At 57.1% G+C, this 23,065-nt stretch carries 22 protein-coding genes; 16 read left to right on the top strand and 6 right to left on the bottom strand.

Translation table 11 applies throughout. The annotated features are described in order from the left end of the window. Window positions 1–151: 151 nt before the first annotated feature. The 4 genes from LOS15_RS15145 (at window position 152) to LOS15_RS15130 (ending at window position 5,362) form a co-directional block, all read left to right on the top strand. Window positions 152–919: an ATP-binding cassette domain-containing protein gene (locus LOS15_RS15145; protein WP_263066798.1), complete on the top strand. Its 768-nt coding sequence runs from the start codon at window positions 152–154 to the stop codon at window positions 917–919. Then, a complete protein-coding gene (locus tag LOS15_RS15140; RefSeq protein ID WP_411537132.1) occupies window positions 919–1,794 on the top strand; it encodes an ABC transporter substrate-binding protein in 876 nt (291 codons plus the stop codon). Before LOS15_RS15145 ends, LOS15_RS15140 begins: the two co-directional genes overlap by 1 nt. Further along, window positions 1,784–3,778, top strand: a complete 1,995-nt coding sequence (gene fhuB, locus LOS15_RS15135) for a Fe(3+)-hydroxamate ABC transporter permease FhuB (protein WP_263066797.1) — start codon at window positions 1,784–1,786, stop codon at window positions 3,776–3,778. Before LOS15_RS15140 ends, fhuB begins: the two co-directional genes overlap by 11 nt. Before the next feature lie 75 nt (window positions 3,779–3,853). Next, window positions 3,854–5,362, top strand: coding sequence for a YifB family Mg chelatase-like AAA ATPase (locus LOS15_RS15130; protein WP_263066796.1), 1,509 nt, complete (start codon window positions 3,854–3,856; stop codon window positions 5,360–5,362). On the opposite strand, the gene LOS15_RS15125 is transcribed toward LOS15_RS15130, so the two are convergent. Continuing rightward, window positions 5,359–6,327, bottom strand: a complete 969-nt coding sequence (locus LOS15_RS15125; RefSeq protein ID WP_263066795.1) for an alpha/beta hydrolase — start codon at window positions 6,325–6,327, stop codon at window positions 5,359–5,361. The genes LOS15_RS15130 and LOS15_RS15125 overlap by 4 nt on opposite strands. A gap of 207 nt (window positions 6,328–6,534) precedes the next feature. On the opposite strand from LOS15_RS15125, the gene LOS15_RS15120 reads away from it, so the two are divergent. The 4 genes from LOS15_RS15120 (at window position 6,535) to LOS15_RS15105 (ending at window position 11,810) form a co-directional block, all read left to right on the top strand. Then, complete coding sequence (locus tag LOS15_RS15120; protein WP_263066793.1) at window positions 6,535–8,709, top strand: malate synthase G; 2,175 nt, start codon at window positions 6,535–6,537, stop codon at window positions 8,707–8,709. Between the two features lie 126 nt (window positions 8,710–8,835). After that, entirely contained in the window at window positions 8,836–9,252 is a 417-nt protein-coding gene (locus LOS15_RS15115; protein WP_263066791.1) for a PaaI family thioesterase, read from the top strand. Window positions 9,253–9,396: 144 nt separating this feature from the next. Beyond that, window positions 9,397–10,899, top strand: a complete 1,503-nt coding sequence (locus LOS15_RS15110; RefSeq protein WP_263066789.1) for a methyl-accepting chemotaxis protein — start codon at window positions 9,397–9,399, stop codon at window positions 10,897–10,899. Between the two features lie 155 nt (window positions 10,900–11,054). Next, complete coding sequence (locus LOS15_RS15105) at window positions 11,055–11,810, top strand: glutaredoxin (protein WP_263066788.1); 756 nt, start codon at window positions 11,055–11,057, stop codon at window positions 11,808–11,810. A gap of 21 nt (window positions 11,811–11,831) precedes the next feature. On the opposite strand, the gene LOS15_RS15100 is transcribed toward LOS15_RS15105, so the two are convergent. Then, window positions 11,832–12,212 (bottom strand): DUF423 domain-containing protein, encoded by a 381-nt coding sequence (locus tag LOS15_RS15100; RefSeq protein ID WP_263066787.1) that lies wholly within the window; start codon window positions 12,210–12,212, stop codon window positions 11,832–11,834. A 142-nt stretch (window positions 12,213–12,354) separates the two neighbouring features. On the opposite strand from LOS15_RS15100, the gene thiS reads away from it, so the two are divergent. Genes thiS through trmB form a run of 3 tightly spaced genes read left to right on the top strand, consistent with a single transcriptional unit; the run spans window position 12,355 to window position 14,168 of the window. Further along, window positions 12,355–12,576 (top strand): sulfur carrier protein ThiS, encoded by a 222-nt coding sequence (gene thiS / locus LOS15_RS15095; protein ID WP_263066786.1) that lies wholly within the window; start codon window positions 12,355–12,357, stop codon window positions 12,574–12,576. Window positions 12,577–12,611: 35 nt separating this feature from the next. After that, window positions 12,612–13,406: a thiazole synthase gene (locus LOS15_RS15090; RefSeq protein WP_263066784.1), complete on the top strand. Its 795-nt coding sequence runs from the start codon at window positions 12,612–12,614 to the stop codon at window positions 13,404–13,406. A gap of 12 nt (window positions 13,407–13,418) precedes the next feature. Then, window positions 13,419–14,168: a tRNA (guanosine(46)-N7)-methyltransferase TrmB gene (gene trmB, locus LOS15_RS15085; RefSeq protein ID WP_263066782.1), complete on the top strand. Its 750-nt coding sequence runs from the start codon at window positions 13,419–13,421 to the stop codon at window positions 14,166–14,168. 30 nt (window positions 14,169–14,198) lie between these two features. Here the strand turns inward: trmB and LOS15_RS15080 are convergent, their stop codons facing one another. Both LOS15_RS15080 and LOS15_RS15075 read right to left on the bottom strand, forming a co-directional pair. Further along, on the bottom strand, window positions 14,199–15,200 hold the full coding sequence (locus LOS15_RS15080) for a 2-hydroxyacid dehydrogenase (protein WP_263066780.1): 1,002 nt from the start codon (window positions 15,198–15,200) through the stop codon (window positions 14,199–14,201). A gap of 103 nt (window positions 15,201–15,303) precedes the next feature. Further along, window positions 15,304–16,494, bottom strand: a complete 1,191-nt coding sequence (locus LOS15_RS15075) for an RNA-guided endonuclease InsQ/TnpB family protein (RefSeq protein WP_263066779.1) — start codon at window positions 16,492–16,494, stop codon at window positions 15,304–15,306. On the opposite strand from LOS15_RS15075, the gene tnpA reads away from it, so the two are divergent. After that, complete coding sequence (gene tnpA, locus LOS15_RS15070) at window positions 16,387–16,803, top strand: IS200/IS605 family transposase (RefSeq protein ID WP_084812773.1); 417 nt, start codon at window positions 16,387–16,389, stop codon at window positions 16,801–16,803. The genes LOS15_RS15075 and tnpA overlap by 108 nt on opposite strands. A gap of 243 nt (window positions 16,804–17,046) precedes the next feature. Here tnpA and LOS15_RS15065 read toward each other — a convergent pair whose 3' ends face one another. Continuing rightward, window positions 17,047–18,018 (bottom strand): LysR family transcriptional regulator, encoded by a 972-nt coding sequence (locus LOS15_RS15065; RefSeq protein WP_263066777.1) that lies wholly within the window; start codon window positions 18,016–18,018, stop codon window positions 17,047–17,049. Window positions 18,019–18,475: 457 nt separating this feature from the next. On the opposite strand from LOS15_RS15065, the gene LOS15_RS15060 reads away from it, so the two are divergent. Together LOS15_RS15060 and LOS15_RS15055 are read left to right on the top strand one after the other, a co-directional pair. After that, window positions 18,476–19,003, top strand: coding sequence for a YgjV family protein (locus LOS15_RS15060; protein WP_206853104.1), 528 nt, complete (start codon window positions 18,476–18,478; stop codon window positions 19,001–19,003). Between the two features lie 363 nt (window positions 19,004–19,366). Further along, window positions 19,367–20,659, top strand: coding sequence for an ISL3 family transposase (locus LOS15_RS15055; protein ID WP_263066774.1), 1,293 nt, complete (start codon window positions 19,367–19,369; stop codon window positions 20,657–20,659). Window positions 20,660–20,920: 261 nt separating this feature from the next. Here the strand turns inward: LOS15_RS15055 and LOS15_RS15050 are convergent, their stop codons facing one another. Next, window positions 20,921–21,835 (bottom strand): AEC family transporter, encoded by a 915-nt coding sequence (locus tag LOS15_RS15050; RefSeq protein ID WP_263066772.1) that lies wholly within the window; start codon window positions 21,833–21,835, stop codon window positions 20,921–20,923. A 107-nt stretch (window positions 21,836–21,942) separates the two neighbouring features. Here LOS15_RS15050 and LOS15_RS15045 point away from each other — a divergent pair, with 107 nt between their 5' ends. Together LOS15_RS15045 and LOS15_RS15040 are read left to right on the top strand one after the other, a co-directional pair. Continuing rightward, a complete protein-coding gene (locus LOS15_RS15045; protein ID WP_263066771.1) occupies window positions 21,943–22,446 on the top strand; it encodes a hypothetical protein in 504 nt (167 codons plus the stop codon). Window positions 22,447–22,450: 4 nt separating this feature from the next. Continuing rightward, window positions 22,451–23,059 (top strand): SCO family protein, encoded by a 609-nt coding sequence (locus LOS15_RS15040; RefSeq protein ID WP_263066769.1) that lies wholly within the window; start codon window positions 22,451–22,453, stop codon window positions 23,057–23,059. The last annotated feature ends 6 nt before the right edge of the window (window positions 23,060–23,065 follow it).

Genomic DNA, 23,065 nt, shown 5'->3' with positions numbered 1-23,065 from the left:
TTACAGAGGCAAATGGTAATCACTATCATGCAAAGCTTCAACGATAATAATTCCCAAACAATAATGAGTTTGATAAATATTTATATTTGTTTAGAATTCGCTCCTGCTGATGTATTTACCTATCGCTGAGTCCATGGGCGGGAGAGGCACCATGTTTGAAGTGAACGCCGCAGGCTTTCAGGTTGCCAATAAAGCGCTGCTGCACGCCACTACCACTACCTTCTTACCCGGCCAGGTATGCGGCTTGATTGGCCACAACGGTTCAGGTAAATCCACGTTGCTAAAACTGCTGGCTCGCCAGCAGCTCGCTTCACAAGGCGACATTCGTTTTGCCAAGCGCCGCCTGAGTGATTGGGGTCAGCGTGAATTCGCCCGCCAAGTGGCCTATCTCCCTCAGCACTTGCCCCCCACTGAGCACTTAACCGGCCGTGAACTGGTCGCGATGGGGCGCTACCCATGGCATGGGTTGTTAGGCCGACACACCGCGAAAGACCGCGAGGCCGTCGAGCGGGCGCTGGCACTCACGCACACCGAGGCACTAGTGGACCGTCTGGTGGATACGCTCTCCGGTGGCGAACGCCAGCGCATTTGGCTCGCCATGTTACTTGCCCAGGGAAGCCAGTTTTTGCTACTAGATGAGCCCCTCGCCGCGCTCGATATTGCCCATCAGGTCGAGGTATTAGCCCTTATTCAACGGCTATCGTACGAGCTGGATTTAGGCGTCATCATCGTGCTGCACGATATTAATATGGCCGCCCGCTACTGCGACCGCCTGGTCGCACTGCATAGCGGCCGCCTCTTAGCCGATGGCCCCCCAGCACGCTTAATGCAGCGCGACACATTACACGCCATCTACGGCATCGATATGCGTATCGTGTCTCACCCCACGTCTGAACGTCCGATTGCCGTGGTGGCTTGATGCGCACACGACTGCTTCGTCACTTCCAGGCTTTATGGCTGTTTTGGGGTCTGATGCTCGTCAGCGGCTTAAGCAGTGGCGCATCGCCACAGTGGGCCACGCTGGATTGGACACTTGCCGAAACGCTGATCGCACTGGACGCGCCGTTAAGCGGCGTAGCGCAAATCGACGCCTACCACGCCTGGGTCGGTGAACCGCGTATCTCAGAGAGAGTGGCCGACTTGGGACTGCGCACCCAGCCTAACCTAGAGCTACTCGCTGACTTGTCACCTGAGGCCATTTTTATCTCGCCTATGTTCAGCAATTTGACCGCGCGCCTATCGCGCATCGCTCCCGTTGAGCCGCTGACGCTTTACCAGGCAGACAGCGATACATGGCATGAGATGCAGGGGCTAACACGAAAGCTGGGTAAGCGGGTTAACCGCGAGCGGCAAGCCGAGACTCTTATTGCCTCAACACAAGCGCTGATCGACCGTCTGAAAGCCCGCGCTCCCACCACCGCCCCTTTATTAATAGTGCAGTTTATGGATGAGCGTCATGTGCGGGTATTTGGAAAGAATGGCCTCTATCACGCTGTTTTAGAGCAGCTAGACATGACCAATGCCTGGCAAGCGCCCACCAACGCCTGGGGCTTTTCCCTGGTCGGTATCGAGGCGTTAGCCGCCTACCCAGACGCCCAGCTGGTAGTCGTTGAGCCGCTTCCCATTGGCGTTGAAGCTGCGCTGGCCAACAGCGGCCTGTGGCAGCACTTGCCCAGCGTTCGCGAAGGACGCGTGATTACCTTACCGCCGACGTGGAGTTTTGGTGCGCTGCCTTCCGCACAGCGCTTTGCACGCACGCTGGTGTCCGCACTGGAGGCAGCGCATGACAATTAATGCGTTAACGCCTAGCCTGCCAGCGCGCTATCACCCCAGCGTTTTGACGCTGTTGTTAGCGGCGCTGACCGCACTGCTTAGCGTTTCTGCGCTCTCACCTGTTGCGCTTAGCGAGGCGATTCGCCAACTTTGGACGTTAGACGCGCCGCTATCGCCAACGCTGGCGGTGATTCACTTTAGCTTCTGGCCGCGGCTTGCGATGGCCCTGCTGGCAGGCGCTGGCCTGGGTTTAGCCGGGGTATTGATGCAGCAGGTGCTGCGCAACCCGCTGGCCTCTCCCACCACGCTCGGCGTGGCCAGCGGCGCCAACCTAGGCTTGATGGTGGCCACGCTATTCGCTCCTGGGCTGTTAGCGTGGGGGCGCGAATGGGTCGCCCTTGCGGGCGGAGCCGCAGCCATGGGCGGGGTTTTTCTTCTCGCTTGGCGTAGCGAACTCTCTCCTCCCGTTGTGGTATTGGCGGGGCTAGTAATGAACCTCTACGTGGGCGCCTTAGGCATGGTGCTGCTGCTGTTTCACCAAGAGGCGCTAAAGGGGCTTTTGATCTGGGGAGCTGGGTCGCTGGCACAAAATGGTTGGCATGACCTTAGCTTCCTGTGGCCTCGTCTGCTGCTCGGTGCCTTTGCGGCGCTATTATTGCTGCGCCCGCTGCAGCTACTCACCTTGGATGATGCGTCAGCGCGCAGTCTTGGCGCTTCACTTAAAGCGCTCCGCTTGGCTGGGCTCGGCGTGGCGGTTTTTATGACGGCCTGCGTTGTGAGCGTGGTAGGTATCATCGGCTTTATCGGTTTAGCCGCTCCTAACTTGGCCCGGCTCGCGGGTGCCCGGCGCCTGGGCGAACGCGTTGTATACGCCATGCTGTTAGGCGCCTTACTCTTAGCCAGCACAGACTTAGCCTTACAGCAGATTCCCAACATGCTGCCGACGTTAATCCCTACGGGGGCGGCCACAGCGGCGCTAGGAGCACCGCTATTGCTGTGGCTCATAACACGTTTACCGCTGAACACCCCAAGCGCAGCGCGTGGGTTGCCGGTACACGTCGCCTCTCATATAGGCCGACGTAGCGGCATTCTCATCGGGCTAACGCTACTCAGCGTGCTGCTTGCGCTGCTGTTAGGCCAAGGCGCGAAGGGCTGGTTTTGGGTCGATGCAGACAGCTTACACGTACTTCAATGGCGCTGGCCTCGCCTGCTGGCCGCCGCAAGTAGCGGGGTGTTGCTCGCTCTCGCGGGTACACTACTGCAGCGCGTGACTTCCAATCCCATGGCAAGCCCTGAGGTTCTGGGTGTCAGCGGTGGCAGTGCCATCGCACTGATCGTCGCCATCTACACCGTCTCCTCACCCAGCCCCATTATGCTCTTAGGCGTTGGCACATTCGGCGCACTAGTGACGCTAGGGATTTTGATTCTATTCAACTACCGCAGTGGGTTTACACCTTCTCGCCTGCTGCTTACCGGCGTCGCTATCACCGCGCTGTTTGACGCCGTTCGCGCGTATATCCTTGCCGGTGGTGACCCCCGCGGCCAGCAGGTGCTCGCCTGGCTTTCCGGCTCAACGTATTATGCGACGCCGACAGGCGCCCTCGGCATCACCGTTATGGCCGCCTTGGGTACCGCTTCAACCTTACTCTTTTGCCGCTGGCTGGCGATTCTGCCGCTTGGCGGCGAGGCGGCGACTGCTATCGGCTTGCCCTTGCGCCGCGCCCGCCTCTCACTACTCGCCATTGTCGCGTTGTTCACCGCTAGCGCCACGCTGGTTGTCGGCCCACTCACGTTTGTAGGGCTACTCGCACCGCACCTTGCCAAAATGTTGGGATTTCAACATGCTCGCGCGCACCTATTAAGTGCCGCGTTGATCGGGGCGCTCATCATGACAAGTGCCGATTGGCTTGGGCGTCAGTGGCTATTTCCACAGGAGATCCCTGCAGGATTGATTGCCTCATTGATTGGCGGTGCTTACTTCATGTGGCGGCTCGCACGCATGTAAGGCTCTACCCAGCGCTACCTAAATACGCTAAGTTAACTGGACAATTAGAGTTAGCAAATTTAGCGAGGGAGCGCGATGACATTAGCCATTGTTGCCACACGTGCAGGCGTTGGCTTAGAGGCACCGGCGGTACATGTAGAGGTTCACTTAGCCAATGGGTTACCGGGGCTAACGCTAGTGGGGCTGCCGGAAACCGCTGTTAAAGAGAGCCGCGAGCGGGTGCGCAGCGCACTGATTAACGCGGGCTTTGATTTCCCCAACACCAAGCGCATTACCCTCAACCTCGCCCCCGCCGACCTGCCCAAAGAGGGCGGTCGGTTTGATCTTCCCATTGCCCTGGGCATTCTTGCTGCCTCGGGCCAAATTCCGGTCGATGCGTTAGAAGGCATGGAGTGCGCTGGCGAATTAGCGCTGGATGGCAAACTGCGCGCCGTGCCCGGCGTGCTGCCCTTTGCATTGGCCACACGGCGTGCCAACAAGGCGCTGATTATTCCTCGCGCCTGCGCCGATGAAGCGGCGCTGGCCGGCGATTTACCCGTTCTGCCTGCCGATTCGCTCTGGCAGGTAGTCGCTCACCTTTTAGGCCAGGAAAAAATTACGCCCCATCAGCTTTCAGCGTCAGTGACGTCCACCGCGCCCGTAGCAGACTTAGCCGATGTGCGTGGCCAGCATCAAGCGCGTCGCGCGCTAGAAGTCGCTGCTGCTGGCGGCCACAACCTGATACTGGCAGGGCCGCCAGGCACCGGCAAAACCATGCTGGCCAGCCGTTTGCCCGGCATTCTGCCGCCGCTTTCAGAAGAGGATGCGTTAGAAGTTGCCGCGATCCGCTCCGTATGCGGGCTGCCGTTAGAAGCCGACTGGGGCCAACGTCCTTTTCGCCAACCCCACCACAGCGCCAGCGCCGCCGCGCTGGTCGGCGGCGGCTCAAAACCTAAACCCGGTGAAATTTCGCTAGCGCACCACGGCGTGCTGTTTTTAGACGAGCTGCCGGAGTTCTCCCGCAACGTCTTAGAAGTGCTGAGGCAACCCCTAGAAACAGGTACCATACATCTAGCCCGCGCTAGTCACGAGCGCCGATACCCCGCTCAGTTCCAGCTCGTAGCCGCCATGAACCCCTGTCCCTGCGGGCACTTAGGCGACCCACGCCAACGCTGCCAGTGCAGCGCCAGCCAAATTCAGCGCTACCAAGCACGGCTTTCTGGCCCGCTACTCGACCGTATTGATCTACAGGTGGAAGTCCCCGCGCTGCCGCCCGAGCAGCTCACTGCCCAAACCCAGGGCGAGCCATCAAGCGCCGTGCGGGAGCGCGTAATGGCCGCCCGCGAACGGCAAATGGCGCGCGGTGCGCTCAACAGCCAACTCAGCGGCAAAGCGCTGGAAGCCGCCTGCGCGCTCAACGACGAAGAACGCGCCTGGCTGGCAGGCGTGCTGGAAAAGCTCAAGCTCTCCGCCCGCGCCTACCATCGCGTGCTCCGCGTCGCGCTTACCCTAGCGGATCTCCAGGGCGAGCCTAAACCCTCACAACCGCACTTTATCGAAGCCATCGGCTATCGGCAGCTGGACCGAATGCTGAAAGGGGCTTAACGCACGCGCTCGACAAAATGATCCAGCGCTTCAAACAGCACATCGCGGATAGGCTCCGCCTCATTGACGAGGTGGTGGCGTGCATCGGGATGGCGATGAACCTCAGCGTTAGGAAACTTCTCCTCCAGTACCGTTAGGTTCCACTCCCAGTCAACGGTGAGGTCCTGCTCGCCCTGCAAAATAAGCGTCGGCAACGGGTTGGGTTCCAGCGCCAGCAATCGCGGCATCCAGCGGCGCATGGCGGTAATCCAGGCAACGCTTAACCGTTCCGGCTGCAGCGGGTCTTGGTCGCGTAGAAACGCCGTAAACTGCTCATCCGTCGAGTTAGGGCGGTACTTACGTGGCAGCTCTTTTAAAAAAGGGCTGGCAATGAGATGCAGCCAGCTGGACTGGCTCCAGCGCCAGGGGCGCACCAACGGTGCCAGGAGCACAATACCCGACCAGCCTGATGCTTCGCGCCGGGTAAGCGCATCGGTGGCCAGTATTGCCGCCCCGGTGCTTTGCCCAACCCCCAGCCACGGCTTCGGCGCCATGCCCTGCATTTGCAAAGCAGCCTGCAAATGCATCAGGCAGTGCTGATAATCGTCAAAGTCTTCAATTTCCGCCCGCGGGCCACTAGAAAGCCCGTGACCCGGCAAATCCCAAAGCACCACCCGCCACCCCTTCGCCAACAGGCAGCTTAGTAAATGCCGGTAAAGCCCCAAGTGATCAAAATAGCCATGAATAACAAACGCAGTGCCGGTGGGTACAGGCGGGCTCCATACCTGGCACCACAGCGCAAACCGGCCCGTATCAATGAATCCGGCGTGCACTTCGCTAGTGTCATTAAGCAGCGCTTCTAAACCGTAATGACAAAAATAGTCATTGACCGCTTCCGTAAGTGCGTCGCCTGGCTGTAAGCGTGAGAGCGATGACTTACCTGCTGCTTGGCGAAACAAGCCTTCCAGATGTTGGAAATTATGCATCAACGTCGCTCCATGAATGCCATCTTCCATTGGCCGAGAGTCAGGCAACTAGGCTACCATTCTCATCATTTGGTCGAGCATTTTGCCGCTTTAAAGAGTAGGCTGTTTACATGTCCGTTCAGATATGGAAGTATTTTCCATAAATATACCTTTACCCTGACCGTGGAACTTTCCTTAACCCACGGGCACCTTCACAGGAGAGACCCCATGAGTGAGCGTATCACGCGTCACCGTTTACAGGTGGCAGCCGACTTAGACCGCTTCATCAACGAGCAGGCGCTGCCGGGGACTGGCGTCGACGAAAGCGCTTTTTGGGCCGGTGTCGATGCCTTGTTTCATGATTTGACCCCCAAAAACCGTCAACTACTCGAAAAGCGTGATGCGCTGCAAGAGAAGCTCGATACCTGGCATCGTGAAAACCCCGGCCCGGTTAGCGACATGCCTGCTTACCGCCGCTTTTTGAAAGAAATCGGCTATTTGGTGGAAGCCCCGAACAGCGTAAAGGCCACCACCGCCAATGTTGACCGTGAAGTCGCTGTGCAAGCTGGCCCGCAGCTAGTCGTTCCAGTGAGCAACGCCCGTTATGCGCTCAATGCGGCGAACGCCCGCTGGGGCAGCCTTTACGATGCGCTGTACGGCACCGATGCGATTTCAGAAGAAGACGGCGCTGAGAAAGGCACCAGCTTTAACCCCAAGCGTGGCGCAAAGGTGATCGCCTACGCGCGCGGTATCTTAGATCGCGCAGCGCCACTAGCAACCGGCTCGCACCGGGATGCGATTAAGTACGTTATTCGCGACGAACATTTAGTGGTCACGCTGGAAGGCGGTCGCGAAACCGGTTTGAAAGATTCTGGCAAACTGATCGGCTTTAACGGCGACGCTGCTGCCCCAGAAGCGATCCTGCTGGCCAACAACGGCTTGCACCTGGAAATTCAGATCGACGCCAGCCATCCGATCGGTAAAACCGACCCCGCCCACGTAAAAGACGTGGTGGCAGAAGCGGCGTTGACAGCCATTATGGACTGCGAAGACTCCATTGCTGCCGTCGATTCTGAAGATAAAGTGGGTGTTTACCGCAACTGGCTCGGCCTGATGAAGGGCGATCTAGAGCAGAGCATCGATAAAGGCGGCAAAACGTTTGTCCGTAAGCTCAACGATGACCGCACGTGGAAAACCACCGATGGCGGCAGCGTCACGCTGCCCGGTCGTTCGCTGCTGTTTGTGCGTAACGTTGGCCATCTGATGACCACCCCAGCGGTGCTGGACGAGAATGGCAATGAGCTGCCGGAAGGCATCCTGGACGCCGTGGTCACCTCGCTGATTGCCCTGCACGACCTGAAAAAAGATGCCGACCAAGCACGCAACTCCCGCACTGGCTCGGTGTATATCGTTAAGCCGAAAATGCACGGCCCGAAAGAAGTGGCCTTTGCCAATGAGCTGTTCTCCCGTGTGGAAGACATTCTGGGCATGAGCCGTGACACCCTGAAAATGGGCATCATGGACGAAGAGCGCCGCACCACGGTCAACCTGAAAGCGTGTATTGCTGAAGCCACCTCTCGCGTTGTGTTCATCAACACCGGCTTCCTCGACCGCACCGGCGACGAGATGCACACCGCCATGGAAGCCGGCCCGATGGTTCGCAAGGGCGATATGAAGAGCGCTGCATGGATCTCTGCGTACGAGAAAAACAACGTACAGATCGGCTTGGCCTGTGGCCTGCGCGGCCGTGCCCAAATCGGCAAAGGCATGTGGGCCATGCCGGACCTGATGCACAACATGCTGGAGCAGAAAATTGGTCACCCGAAAGCCGGTGCCAACACCGCATGGGTGCCGTCGCCTACCGCTGCGGCACTACACGCCCTGCACTACCATCAGGTCAACGTCACTGATGTTCAGCGCGAATTAGAAGCCCAAGGTGAGCCCGACTACCTCGACGACCTGCTCACCGTACCGGTAGCGGAAAACCCCAGCTGGTCGGATGAAGAGATTCAGCAGGAGTTGGACAACAACTGCCAGGGCATTCTGGGTTATGTCGTTCGCTGGGTAGAGCACGGCGTAGGCTGCTCGAAAGTACCGGATATCCATAACGTCGGCTTGATGGAAGACCGTGCCACGCTGCGTATTTCCAGCCAACACATTGCCAACTGGCTACACCACGGCATTGTCGATGCAGCGCGGGTGGAAGAGACACTCAAGCGTATGGCGAAAGTGGTTGATGAGCAGAACGCGGGCGACCCCACCTACACCGCCATGAGCGCCGATTTTGAAGGTTCTACCGCCTTTAAAGCGGCTTCAGACCTCGTCTTCAAAGGCCGCGAACAGCCTTCTGGCTACACCGAACCGCTACTCCACGCGTGGCGTCAGGTGCATAAAGCGAAGTAAACGCTTCGCGCTGACTAGACAATAGTCGCTAAAAGCCCCTCACGGTCTCGCACCTTGAGGGGCTTTTGTTTAGCTTAATAACATGCTTACGTTGACGTTAACGAAATCCATGACAGGAAAATAACAATGACCGTAATGACCGCCGAACAAATCGAACGCTTCCTTGATGATGTATTTCCTCAGCGCATGGGCAAGATAGAAAGCGTCGGTGAGATGTGCGCCACCATGCGCTTAACGATTGGCAATGAGCACCTTCGCCCTGGCCCACGCGTTTCTGGCCCCACCATGATGGGTTTTGCCGACGTGGCCCTTTACGTGGCGATTCTGGCACAAATTGGCCCGGAAGCCATGGCGGTCACCAGCGACTTAAACTGCCATTTCCTGAGGGCGGCGTCGGGCAATCACGACATCATCGCCCACGCCAAGCTGATCAAGCTGGGTCGTCGCCTTGCGGTAGGTGAAGTGCAGATTTTTTCCGCTAGCGACGAGACCAAGCCGGTCGTTCATGTCACTGCCAGCTATGCATTACCTGCCTCTACGTAACGTTGGTGCGCCTGGCATCGTAATAAACGTTATTTCTTTATATTCTCTCTAGCTATATGCATTTTCATTAAAGGCATTGACATCCAAGCCGATAATTGCGGTACCGATTGATTACGCCTCACCAGGCAGCAAGGAACTCTCTGAATGACCAACGCTTCTTTTTCACACCATATTGCTCGCACCGATAGGCTGATGTGGTGGCCGTTAGGTGTTATAGCGCTCTTATGTTTGGTCGTGGGCGTTTTCACTCATACGCTGTTGCTCGTTACCGTGGTCGGGGTTGTGACGCTTCCACTCACTTACCTCCTCCAGCAAAAGCTCACTGGGCACATTGCCAACGGGTTCGTTAAAGCCGCGGTAATGATGGTCTGGTCGGCAACGCTCATCGAACAAAGCGGCGGGATGATTGAAGCGCACTTTAGTATTTTCATCCTGCTATCAGTATTGATTCTCTACAGCGATTGGCGGGTGATTGCCGTTGGTGGGCTGGTCATTGCGCTTCACCATGTACTGTTTACATGGCTTCAATATCAAGGTGTCGTTCAGCTCTATACCAGCATGGGCGACATGCAAAGTATGGCCCACGGCGAAACGACCCATGGCGCCATAGACCTACTGTACTGCTTGCTGATGCATGGCGGGGCCGTGGTCGCCCAGGTCATTATTTTGGGCTACCTGGCCAAAGTGCTGGAGAGAATGGTGAAAGAAAGCTTGCACGTCAGCCGCTTTGCCGTTGCCGCAGGCGGCGGCAAGTTAGACATGGTCTTTAGCGATACCGAACAGCAGTTACCCGCGGTAGCCGCCGTCATCAATATGCGCGACCAGGTTGCTGAAAGTTTACGCAAGACACAAACCGCAGCAAGCCAAGTCACCGATTACAGCCAACACCTTTTTACGGCCCAGGAGCAGTTGCGTACGCAAACAGCGCGTAATAGCAGCCAAACGGAACGCATCTCCACTGGCACCGCTGAACTAGCGGCCACTACCCGCGAAACAGCGGAAGAGTCTCGGCACATTCGCGAGCTGGCCCACCATGCTGAGCAGGTCGCTCGTCAGAGCGGCGAGCAGGTCGAAGAGATGCGTGAAATGATGCGCCTCATCCATCAGCATGCGGGGCATGTTCATGAAATGCTTAGCGAAATTGACAACATTACGTTTCAGACCAACCTACTTGCTCTAAATGCCTCGGTCGAGGCAGCACGCGCAGGGGAACACGGTCGCGGCTTTGCTGTTGTTGCCAATGAAGTCCGCACGCTGTCGAAAAACACTCAAACCACGGCCGCCAAGATTCGGCAAACGATTGGGGTAACCACCGAGCAGGTCTCCCAGGGTGTCACTCAAACCAAAACCATTGCAGACACCACACGGTCACTCACCCAGAGCTTTGAGCAAGTCGCCATGCGTTTAACGAACATGGACAGCGCGTTACAACAGCAACACCAGGGGGTTGAGGAGCTTGAGCAGAGCGTTAATGAAATTTACAACGCGTTAGAGCTATCCCGCGAGGCCGCTGACAGCTCGCACCAGATGGCAGAGGAGCTATCCAGCACCGCCGATACGCTCATGCGCGCAGTCAGTGGCTTTACACTACCCGCCTCTCCAAGCGCGCCTGCCAAACAGATACTCATCGCATCACATACGCGCTAACCGATCCGTTAAAACTGACAAGATACGCAGCGCAGCTCCCTTCGGTAACCACCACTGGGGGCTGCGCTTTTTTATACCGACTTGACCTTAAGGCGGCACCGGGTTCTACGCTGATGAATAGTTCATTGTGTTCGTAACTGACCAAGAGGTTATTCATGGCATCAACGACTCAGCCCATTGCACGCGTTTATCGGATGAAAACGCCGGAACACATGTGTCCTTTCGGCCTTAAAACCGTCGACCTGCTCCATCGCAAAGGCTTCAAGGTGGATGACAACCTTTTAACCTCGCGGGAAGAGATCGATGCGTTCAAAGCGCAGGAAAACGTCGACACCACCCCCCAGGTTTACCTGGACGATGAACGTATCGGCGGGTATGAAGAACTACGCGAACACCTCGGGATGAGCGTGCCCGACGCTGATACCACCACCTACCGCCCCGTCTTGGCAATTTTCGCGACTGCGCTACTGATTGGCTTTGCGATTAGCTGGGCGGCCCAAGGCACGCTATTCACTGCTCGTATGCCGGAGTATTTCGTTGCCACTGCGATGGTGCTGCTGGGGCTGCAGAAGCTACAAGACGTTGAAAGCTTCAGCACCATGTTTCTCAACTACGACCTACTTGCCCAGCGACACGTACCCTACAGCTACGTTTACCCCTACGCTGAAACGCTAGCGGGTCTCTTGATGCTGGCAGGCACGCTGATTTGGTTCGCCGCGCCCCTGGCGCTGTTCGTCGGTACCGTCGGGGCCGTATCGGTATTTAAAGCGGTATACATCGATAAGCGCGAGCTTAAGTGTGCCTGCGTAGGCGGTAACAGCAACGTGCCGCTGGGGTTTGTATCCCTCACCGAAAACCTCGTGATGATGGGCATGGGGCTGTGGATGCCACTGCGCATGCTGCTGACGTGAAATGTCGATTGCAAACGCTGGCTAAGAACGGCTGAAAAACGCCACTCCTCCCAGCGTCAGCCAACCCGCCACCAGTAGCAGCCCACCCGCGGGGGTTACGACACCCAGGCTTAACCCTGCCAAGGCCATCAGGTAGAGCGAGCCTGAAAAGGCAAAGCCTCCTAACGCCCAAAGCGTTAGCACCACGTGTTGCCCAGCCAGCGGGCAGCTGCTGCGCCACGCCAATACCGCCAACATCGCTAGCGTATGCCAAGCTTGATAACGTACGCCGGTTTCTACAATATCCACCATCGCCACGCTGGTTCGCGCTGCTAACCCGTGGGCCGCATAGGCCCCTAGTATGACCGTCACAGCGCCAGAGAGCGCCGCTAAACACCACCAAAACCTGTCAACTCGCTCCACGCCTCGCTCCTTAGCGTCATATTGATAAACAACAATGGCCTATAAAAGCGTTCAGATATTCGTGCCACTGCATACCTTGCACGGTGCTAAACCGCTACAATAGAAAACGTTTTGCCTCACAATAATGGGACGTTCACCGTTTATGTCTACCCTCAATGAGTCGATACAGCTTACGCTCAACGGCGAACCCTACGCCATTGCTCCCCGTCTAACCGCCGCCGACTTGGTGGAACAGTTAGGCCTCAGCGGACGCCGTATCGCCGTCGAAGTTAATGAACAGATTGTGCCCAAAAGCCAGCTGGCCGCCACTCCGTTAGCGGATGGCGACCACGTCGAAGTTGTTCACGCCATTGGCGGCGGCTAGCGCTGCCTTACGCTTGTGTTTTTCAAGGATTTGCTATGACGCAACTGACCGATACACCGCTCACCATCGCCGGACGCGACTTTAGCTCCCGCCTGCTTGTGGGCACCGGCAAGTACAAAGATTTTACCGAAACCGGTGCTGCCATTGCCCAAAGCGGTGCTGAAATTGTCACCTTCGCCGTGCGCCGTACTAATCTTGGTCAGGACGCCGACGCGCCGAACCTACTCGATGTCATTTCGCCCAAGCAGTACACCCTGCTGCCTAATACGGCTGGCTGCTACAACGCCAAAGACGCTGTGCGCACTTGCCGCTTGGCCCGCGAGCTACTAGACGGCCATAATCTGGTCAAGCTGGAAGTGCTCGGCGACGACCACACGCTCTACCCCAATGTGGTCGAAACCCTAAAAGCGGCCGAAACGCTGCTGGCCGATGGGTTTGATGTGATGGTGTACACCAGCGATGACCCAATTGTGGCACGGGAACTGGAAGCCATGGGCTGCTGCGCTATCATGCCGCTCGGCTCGCTGATTGGCTCGGGCCACGGCATCCAGAACCCGCATAACGTTCGCCTGATTGTTGAACAGAGCAGCGTGCCGGTGCTGGTCGATGCGGGGATCGGAACCGCTTCAGATGCCGCCATGGCCATGGAGCTGGGCTGCGACGGCGTGCTGCTCAACACCGCCATTGCCCACGCACGCGACCCGCTACGTATGGCCAACGCCATGAAGCTAGCTGTAGAAGCTGGCCGCGATGCCTTCTTAGCGGGCCGTATGCCGCGCCGCCAAAGCGCCGATCCCTCCTCGCCTTTTGCAGGCCGAATTAACGGCTGATACAGAGACACCATGACCGATACGAACGACACCGCGCCCGAGGGCAACACCACTGGCCCCGAAAGTGCCGACGCGCCGCTGCACCGTCGTGGCATCAAAAGCTATGTGATTCGCGCGGGGCGCATGACCCACGCCCAGCAACGCGGCTTGGAAGAGGTGTGGCCGCGCCTTGGGCTGACCATTGCCGATGGCCGCCAGGATTTAGACGCCCTGTTTGGCCGCCAAGCCCCCCGCGTGGTGGAAATTGGCTTTGGCATGGGTAACTCGCTAATCGAGCAGGCCGAAACCCACCCAGATACCGACTTTATCGGCATCGAAGTGCACGCCCCCGGCGTTGGCAAACTGCTGGACGAAGTGGATAAACGCGGCCTGACCAACCTGCGCGTTTACCGCGAAGATGCCCTGGCAGCGTTAGAGCAGTGCCTACCCGAAGGCTCGCTGACCACTCTCCAACTGTTCTTCCCCGACCCGTGGCCGAAGAAGAAACACCACAAGCGGCGCATTGTGCAGCCTGCGTTTGTAGAGCTGATTCGCACGCGCCTCAAGCCCGGCGGCACGTTCCACATGGCCACCGACTGGGAAGCCTACGCCGAGTGGATGGCGGAAGTGATGGACGCCGCCCCCGGCTACGCCAACACCGCCAGCGCCGACACCGCGCCTTACGTGCCGCGCCCAGCGTTTCGCCCGCTCACTAAGTTTGAAGCACGCGGCGAGAAACTGGGCCACGGCGTGTGGGATTTAATTTACCGCCGCGATGTTTAGCCAAAGCGAGTAAAGGCCGCTAAGCGTCGTTTACATTCGCTTATCGTAAACGACGCGATGCAGCGTGCCGCTGCCACTGGCAAAAGCATCTATATTCGCCACTGTCGTTTCGGCGATATTCGTTAATGCCTCGTCGGTAAAAAATGCTTGATGCCCGGTGATCAGCACGTTGTGAAAGGTCGTTAAGCGCATGAACTGATCATCATCTATCACTTTGTGGGATAGATCCTCGAAGAACAGCTGCTCCTCCTCTTCGTACACATCCAGTCCTAAGCGGCCAATTTTGCCGCTCTTCAGGCCAGCGATCACCGCCTGGGTATCCACCACCCGCCCACGGCCGGTATTAATTAACATCACACCCTGTTTCATTTGGGCGATAGCATCAGCGTTAATCAGGTGCTCGGTATCGGGTGTTAACGGGCAGTGCAGCGAAATGATATCCGCCTGCGCATAGAGCGATTCCAGCGGCACATACTCTATAAACGACTCGGCATTCGGATTCGGAAACGGATCGCTGGCCACCACTCGACAGCCAAAGCCATGCATGATATTGGCAAAAATCAGTCCGATGTGTCCCGTACCAATCACGCCCACGGTTTTACCAAACAGATCAAATCCCAACAGGCCGTCCAGCGCGAAGTTGCCCTCGCGCACCCGATTGTAAGCGCGAAACGTCATCCTGTTCAGGCTCATCACCAGCGCTACCGCGTGCTCAGCCACCGCATGGGGGGAATAAGCAGGCACGCGTGCCACGGTGATGCCAAGCCGCTCGGCGGCGGCTAAATCCACGTGGTTAAAGCCCGCTGAGCGAAGCGCCACTAGCCGCGTGCCGCCAGCGTGAAGCTGCTCAAGCACAGCGCTATCCAAGTGATCATTAACAAAGGCGCACACTCCATCAAACCCCTTCGCTAACGGCGCCGTGTCGTCGGTCAGCCGCGCATCGAAAAAGCTTAATTCGTGTCGGTTCCCAGCATTCGCGCGAGTTAGAAACGTTTGATCGTAGGGTTTAGCGCTAAAGACGGCAATGCGCATGACGGTTTCTCCAGACTCTTAATTAGCGCTCAGCATCTGATTAACGCTAAGCGTGACGTAAGACATTATCTGCCCAACAGTGACAATTGACGTCCTCCCCGCCCTAAAGGACGGGGATTCCAACTTCTTGAGGGCAACGTCCTGCCCCGAGGCTGAGGATATTCCGGGCCGCATTCACGTCCCGGTCGTGGAGTACACCACACTCCACGCACTCCCAGACCCTTACTCGCAACCCGTTGACGCCCTGCGGCCCGCTAAGCGAGCCGCACGACGAACAGGCGCGGGTGGTGTTGGTTTCGCGAACGACCTTGAAGACGATGCCTGCGTGAGCGCATTTATATTCCAGCATCGTTTTCAGTTGTGACCAGCCAGCGTCGTAGACGCTTTTGGCCATCCTGGTCTTCGCGAGCCTGGTTGAGGAAACATCGCCCACGACGATTTCGCCGTACTGGTTGACGAGTTTCCGGGAAAACTTGTGCTGCGCGTCCTGGCGACGGTTCTTGATCTTGGCGTGAATAGCTTTTACCCGCCGCTTGTTGCGGGCACGTTGGGCTGTCGCCAACTGGTCTTCCATGCGGCGGTAGAAGCGGCTGTTTTCCAGCCTTCCTCCATCGCTACAGGTGGCCACATCCTTGAGCCCAAGGTCGATGCCAACGGCGCCCTGCCCAAGCGTCGGCTGCACGTCCACCTCGACCGCAACATTGAAATACCACCGGCCCCGGCTATCTTCGTTGAAACTGCCGGCACGGAACTTGTATGTCGACAGGCCGTAGCTATCCCACACCTTGAAGTAGGTGCCGTTGTGAAATACCTGCCCGTTCTTCCACTTGGCCGCGCCGGTATTGACCGGAATCCAGCCAAGTGAGCGGCGTACACCGCCGGACTTGCGCCAATTCAAGCGGGGCTTTTTGAACTGCTTGCGGCGGGCAACGTATTCAGCAGCGATGCATTGCAGCGTTTGGCTGTGCAGGCCGAGGTCCTTGCCAGCACCCTTGGTATAGGGGTGCATGTCGTAGGCAGACAGAAACAGACCTTTCTCCCGAATGGCTCGGGAAGACAGTTCGTTGAGGTAGTTCCAAACAAAATTCACGCTGCGGGCCATGCGGTTAAGCTCGGCGGCGTGTTTGTCCTTCACTCGAACCTTGAGGGTCTTGGTCTGCTTCATGGCTTCGAATATACTTGGTCTATGGAAACCAAACAAGCTATTAGAACAGGAAGACACTGCGTTTTTAAACTCCATGCCCATTTGGTCTTTGTCACCAAGTATCGGGGCAAGGTGTTCACCGGCGCGCATCTCAACTCCCTCGAATTGCTTTTCGACCGAGTGTGTCGGGACTTCGAGGCGGAGCTACAGGAGTTCAACGGTGAAACCGATCATGTCCATTTGCTTGTCAACTTTCCACCCAAAGTGGCGGTATCCAAGCTGGTGAATAGTTTGAAGGGGGTATCCAGCCGGCGGATGAAGTTACTACACCCTGAACTGGTGCAGCCCGCCTACCGGAAGAACTCGCTGTGGAGTCCAAGCTACTTTGCGGGAAGTGTCGGAGGCGCCCCCCTGAGCATGGTCAAGCAGTATATTGAGCAACAATCGAGGCCGGACTAGGGGCGCTCTCGCGCCCCTCGCTATCCATCCTCGCACTAGAAGTACGAGGTTTTTCGCGATGTTCGATAAGCGTAACGGTGATCAACAAAGAGAAGGGTAGCGAGAAAAAAAGAGTCGCTAGAAAAAAGGGGTATCCGGAATATCTGGTTGATATCCTCCTGCCAGCAGGTGGAACTAGCCGATGACCTCTTCGGATTGTCTGGTTGATGGGGCGGAATCCAAGGCGAAAGGCTGTCATCCGGCTTATTCATGAGGCTGGCCTAACAATCGCCCAGCCAAACGCTGCCTCTGTCCCCGGATGGCTTCTGTTAGGAAATCCATCAAGGCATGAATCCTCACCACACCCCGGAGATCCGGATGCACCAGTAGCCACAGGTCATAGCACAGTTCGGGGATGGGGTCGGTGAGCTGGATGATGTCCGGGTCTTCGTCTGCCAGATAACATGGTAGGGCGGCCAGCCCCATACATGAACGAATGGCACTGAGTATGCTGACCAAAGTGTCGACTCGGTAGACACTGGTAGCCTTCAGTTCGTTGTGCCCCATCCACTGATCAAGGACGGAATCCTGTAGTCGTGGTCCTGCCCCAATCCAAGGCTGGCTGGCGAGAGTCTCAATGGACGCACCTGGGGTCAGACCAAGGCTACGATGGCCGTAAACGGCCTGGCCGATGGTGGCCAGCTGTCGGCCGATGAGGTTCTCAGGGGGGCGGTTTGAAGGGCGGATGGCGACATCGGCTTCCCGGCGAGTCAGGTTGAGCATCTGATTTGCGACAGCAACGTCCAGCACGATACCCGAATACCTCTGGCGGAATTGCGTAAACATCGGTGCCAGCAGCCCCATCAGTAGAGAGTCTGTTGTCGTGACCCAGATTTCTCCGCTGGGCTCCAGGTCGCGGCCGGCGACTTTGCGCTCGGCGGCCAGGGCAGCCTCGTCCATGATCCTGGCCGTGTCGGCGAGTTCCTCTCCTGCCAGGGTCGGTCGGTAGCCGGCACGGCTCCTCTCGAAAAGGGTGACGCCCAGACGCCGCTCAATATCACCAAGTCGCCGAAACACCGTGGCATGGCTGACGCTCAGTGCACGTGCCGCGCCAGACAGCGAGCCGGCGGTTGCAATTGCCAGGATGACTTCAAAGTCATTCCATGCGAGGTGACTGCGTGTCTTCTCAGTACTCGTGAGAGATTGGCTGGTCTGACTTTCTTTTCGTTTTTGCAAAGTTTGTATGCACCTTTATGGAATGGCTTTGCAGTCCTGTAAGATATTAGCATATCCCTGTGCTGATGAGATAACCCCGACGCCACGAGACAGTGGGCGGAACCAAGGAGGTTTAAGACATGTTCAAATCTGGGGATATGCATCCTTTTTGCGGCAGCAGACGGTCAATTCGTCTGGACGATGCCATTCCGCCACGTTACCGGGATGCGCGGGGAGGCATTGACCTTGAACAGGTGCAGAGGGACCGGCGGCAGGCAAAACGACAGGTGGTTCGAGCGATGATACGACGCCTGAAGCAGCTGTGGCGCTCGGTGTGATTCCTGTCTGAGTAAACTAAGGCGCAGGACCGGCGGGGACGTTACCGCTGACCCTGAAGGCACTCGAAGAGACAGACCGGCAGAAGTTCGCCAGGTTGTTGATTGAGTTACCGCTGACCTGATAAAGAGTCTGAAGTTCTATGTATGAAGATTATAGCACGGTGGCCGGTCAGTTTTTTGGTCTAGTGTCGCTGGTACTCTGCGTTCTGGCCTTTTCCAGCAAGCAGGATGATCGGCTATTCGTGCTACTGCTCTCCGCGAATGTCGCTTTTGCTTTACAGTTCATGGTTCTCGGGAGCTGGACGGCTGCAGCGCTGTCATTGCTGGTGATTGCTCGCATTGCACTTGCACGCCGCTACCCAGGCAGTAAAGCGGTAATGGCAATAATATTGGCGGTAAGTGGCGTGGCATCCGTTCTTACCTGGCAAAGCTGGGCAGACCTGCCCGCTATCGTAGCGATGGTGCTGGGTACGGTGAGCATGTTTCTGCTCCGAGGTATCCCCATGCGCGTCTTCCTGGGTCTGGCAGCATTAGCATGGGCATTCAGTCATATCCTGGTTGGCTCGGTGGGTGGGACGCTGGCTGAAGCTCTCGTACTCTTGACCAATGCAATTACCATTTATCGCCTCTACCGAATGAAACAGCGATACCCGGAAGTCGTCGATTAGAACCTGTCCGAATACTATGCACAAAAAGAAGGATCCGACTATGAAAGCCTCTCCGTTCTGCAAGAAAACCAGCGGCTCCAGAGTGCCAGACCTAACTGAAGAGCTCAACTTCGGGGGCGGCTGATCAACCATCTGAGGGTGTTATCGGGTTGGTGGGAGAGAGTGCCCCATCAACCATTAAATCCGTATACCAACAATTCCCTGGGTGCGGTTTCCAGTCAGCTCCACCGCACAGTGGGGCAGCACTCGACACTGTCCAGCGCCGCCTCTACCACCTTGAGTGAATGCCTACTCTAAGCGGTGCAGTGTGTCTCAGTTAGAGACCACGATCATCGATTGTCCATGTCGACAAGGAAAGTTTGCATGACCAGCCTGCCCGATAACATCCTTCACCTTCCTGAGTACCATATCCTTGATATTAAGGATGAAGAGCACGACCTCCACTTCCGATTGGAAGCCCCTGGCCCAGTAGCCTGTGAGGAATGTGGCGTAGAGGGGGAGTTTGTCCGTTTCGGTAAGCGCGATGTTGCTTACCGAGACCTTCCCCTCCATGGCAAGCGGGTCACCCTGTGGGTGGTTCGCCGGCGCTATACTTGCCGGGCTTGCGGGAAGACGTTCCGGCCCGCCCTGCCGGAAATGGTGGATGACCGCCGCATGACGCGGAGGCTTCACAGCCATGTCGAGAAGGAGTCTTTCAACCACCCCTACGCCTACGTGGCCGATACCACGGGCCTCGACGAGAAGACCGTCCGCGAGATTTTCAAGAAGAAGGCCGGGGTCCTGGCGGCATGGCACCACTTCGAGACCCCCCGCTGCCTAGGGATCGACGAGCTGTACCTGAACCGCCGCTACCGCTGCATCCTGACCAACCTGGAGGAGCGCACCCTGTTGGACCTGTTGCCCGGTCGCCAGCAGGATGCGGTGACGAGGCGCCTTATGAACATGGCCGACCGCCACCAGGTCGAGATCGTCAGCATGGACATGTGGAAGCCCTACCGGGCTGCCGTCAAGGCGGTGCTGCCACAGGCCCGTATCGTGATCGATAAGTTCCACGTCGTGCGCATGGCCAACGAGGCGCTGGATAAGGTCCGCAAGGGACTCAGGAAGGAGCTGACGGCCAACCAGCGCCGAACTCTCAAGGGTGACCGGAAGATCCTGCTGAAGCGTGCTCACGACGTCTCAGATCGCGAGCGGCTCATCATGGAGACATGGACAGGGGCCTTCCCTCGGCTCCTTGCGGCCTACGAACACAAGGAACGGTTCTACCACATCTGGGACTGCACCACTCGTCGTGATGCCGAGAAGGCGCTGGCTCGCTGGATTGACGATATCCCGCAGGGGCAGAAGGAGGTCTGGAAGGATCTCGTCAGCGCCGTCAGCGGCTGGCGTGAGGAGATGCTGACCTACTTCGAGACTGACATCCCGATCACCAACGCCTTCACGGAGTCGATCAACCGGCTGGCCAAGGATAAGAACCGCGATGGCCGGGGTTATTCGTTCGAGGTGATGCGGGCCCGGATGCTCTACACCACCAAGCATAAGAAGAAGTCGCCGCAGACCAAGGAATCCCCGTTCCTAGGCAAGGCCACTATGACCTACAGCATGGGGCTCCCCGAGCCAGAGAAGAACTTCGGCGTCGATCTATCAACCTTCTGAGAGGATTAAGGGTTTGGAAGGGCTTGAGGGCCCCTTCAACCAGTTAATCCGGATACCCGAAAAAAAGAAAGCCGCTCCAAGGGGAGCGGCAAAAGACCGTGACTAGCAATGAGAGGGAGAAACCATGACAGAAAACTGGTGATAATGTTTACCAAGCAGCTGTCGTGGCTGCCAACGTCTCATCAAACGCTGACCATCACAATATAATCATTCTCATTTAACTCGTCAACCTAAATGCGAATACTTTTTATTTATTTTTAGCTACACCACTAATCTCAGCCACAGCGGCAACGTCAACATAGCCAACAGCGTTTGCCCGGTAATAATCGCAGCCATCATTTCGGCGTCGCCGCCCAGCTGCCGGGCAAGGATATAGGCCGATGTTGCCGTCGGCAGCGCGGCAAATAGCAGCGCGACATCGCGGCTGACAGCATCCAATCCCAACGCCCAGGCCAGGCACAACACAAATGCCGGCATTAAGAGCAGTTTAATGCTGTTAGTCGCCACCACCCCTCGGTCAACCCTTAGCAATGCCGATGGGCGCAGTGCGACGCCAACCGCCACGAGCCCTAACGGCAATGCCGCACCGCCTAGAAGCTCCATAGTGTCTTGGCTCCAACCAGGCAGACCTACCCCCGTCAGATTCAGTGCGATACCTGCCAAACAGGCCAGTATTAACGGGTTTTTCGCTAGCGCTATGGCGCTTTTACCCAAACCTGCGCTTCCCAGGGTGCCTGCAGCGACAAAACTGGCAACGCACATCACGTTGACCACCGGCACCATGATGGCGACGGCCACTGCTGCCGTTGTGGCGCCGAGACTGCCATGCAGCGCAGCGGCACCGGCCACCCCCACGTAGGTATTAAAGCGCACGGCCCCTTGAAACACCGATGTAAACGCTGCGGGCGATAACCTCAACCAATCGCGAAAATACCATAGCCCCAGCCCAAATAGCCCCATCGCGCCCAATAGCACCAGCGCCAACCGCACTACGGGCACTTGGCTGACATCTGCGGTAGCCAGTGTGCTGACCAACATGGCCGGAAACAGCATAAAGTAGATTAAGCGCTCCATTTGCGGCCAAAAAGCGCTGTTCGGCCAGCGCCCATAGCCAATGGCCGCCCCTAAAAGAATCAATAAAAACAGCGGCCCTAGCGCACCGGTAATACTCCCCATGGTGGTTCCTTAGTAAGTGCGACATCCCAGCACAGCCGATAAACGTACGATTGCTGTTACCATGAGCCAAACTCCCGCCTCACGGCCTGCGTAGCGATTATTCTGCCATGAAGAAATTGTCTAAACCTGTTTACTTTACGGGTTTTCCCGCGCTTAAAGTGCTTATTCTTGTGACCGGCTTAGCGCTCGCCGCCTGCACATGGTACGTATTTGCCAATTGGCTGCGAGACGATGGCGATGTCACCTGGTTCTCACCCAGCACGAACTGTGATCTTCACGCTCACCCTTGCTCTGCCATGCTAGGCGACAAAGGCCGTATTACGCTAACCGTGGAGACCGACGGGCGTATTGAGGCACTGGAAATTTTGCCGCTAGAGGTCCATATAGAGGGGATTGATGCCCACCATGTTAGCGTTGATTTCATTGGTCGCGACATGGATATGGGCGTGCACCGCTTTGGATTAACCGCCGCGGCGCCGGGGCATTTTCATGGTCAGGGGCAAGTCGGTATTTGTACGCAAGCCGTTATGCCCTGGCGTGCGCGTGTCATACTGGATACCCCAGAAGGCAAACTGGGCAGTTGGTTCGACTTTGACGTGATTCGGAGTTAATAGCATGGCAGCTAGAACAAAACGTAAACCTTTATGGCTTGGCCTAGGCCTGTTAGCCGCGCTGGTGGTGGTTAGCCTGATCGGCCTCTACCAAACAACCTTAGAGAGCGATAGCGCTGAACCGGTCGGCGGAGCCATTGAGATGCCCTCCACTCAAGAAGGTGACTTCTCGCTCTCACAACTGAATGAAGACGACATTGCCATTGTTTCGTTTGGCTATACCTACTGCCCGGACGTTTGCCCAATGAACCAAGCCGTTAAGCGCCAAGCGCTGGCCCAACTAAGTGACGCCCAGCGTGAGCGCGTGGTGCCGCTAATGGTAACGGTTGATCCCGAACGCGACACACTGCCACGCATGAAAGAGTATATGCAGTTCTTTGGTGATGCGTTCATCGGATTGGTGGGCAGCCAAGACCAGCTGGAAGATGTAGCGACACGCTACGGGGTTATTTGGCGTCGAGCTGAAGCGCCTGATTCAGCGATGAGTTACACCATCGACCATAGCGCTTCGCTCTTCCTGGTAAACCGTGAGGGCGAGATTTTGCAGCGAGTGCTCTACTCGCCCACGCCCCACGGCTTATTATCAGCATTGGAAAACGAACTGGACGGATAAGCGTTG

This window comes from Halomonas sp. 7T (assembly GCF_025643255.1).
Taxonomy (GTDB): Bacteria; Pseudomonadota; Gammaproteobacteria; order Pseudomonadales; family Halomonadaceae; genus Vreelandella.
Note: the sequence above shows the minus strand (reverse complement) of the source record. Positions and strands in the feature narration are given on the sequence as shown.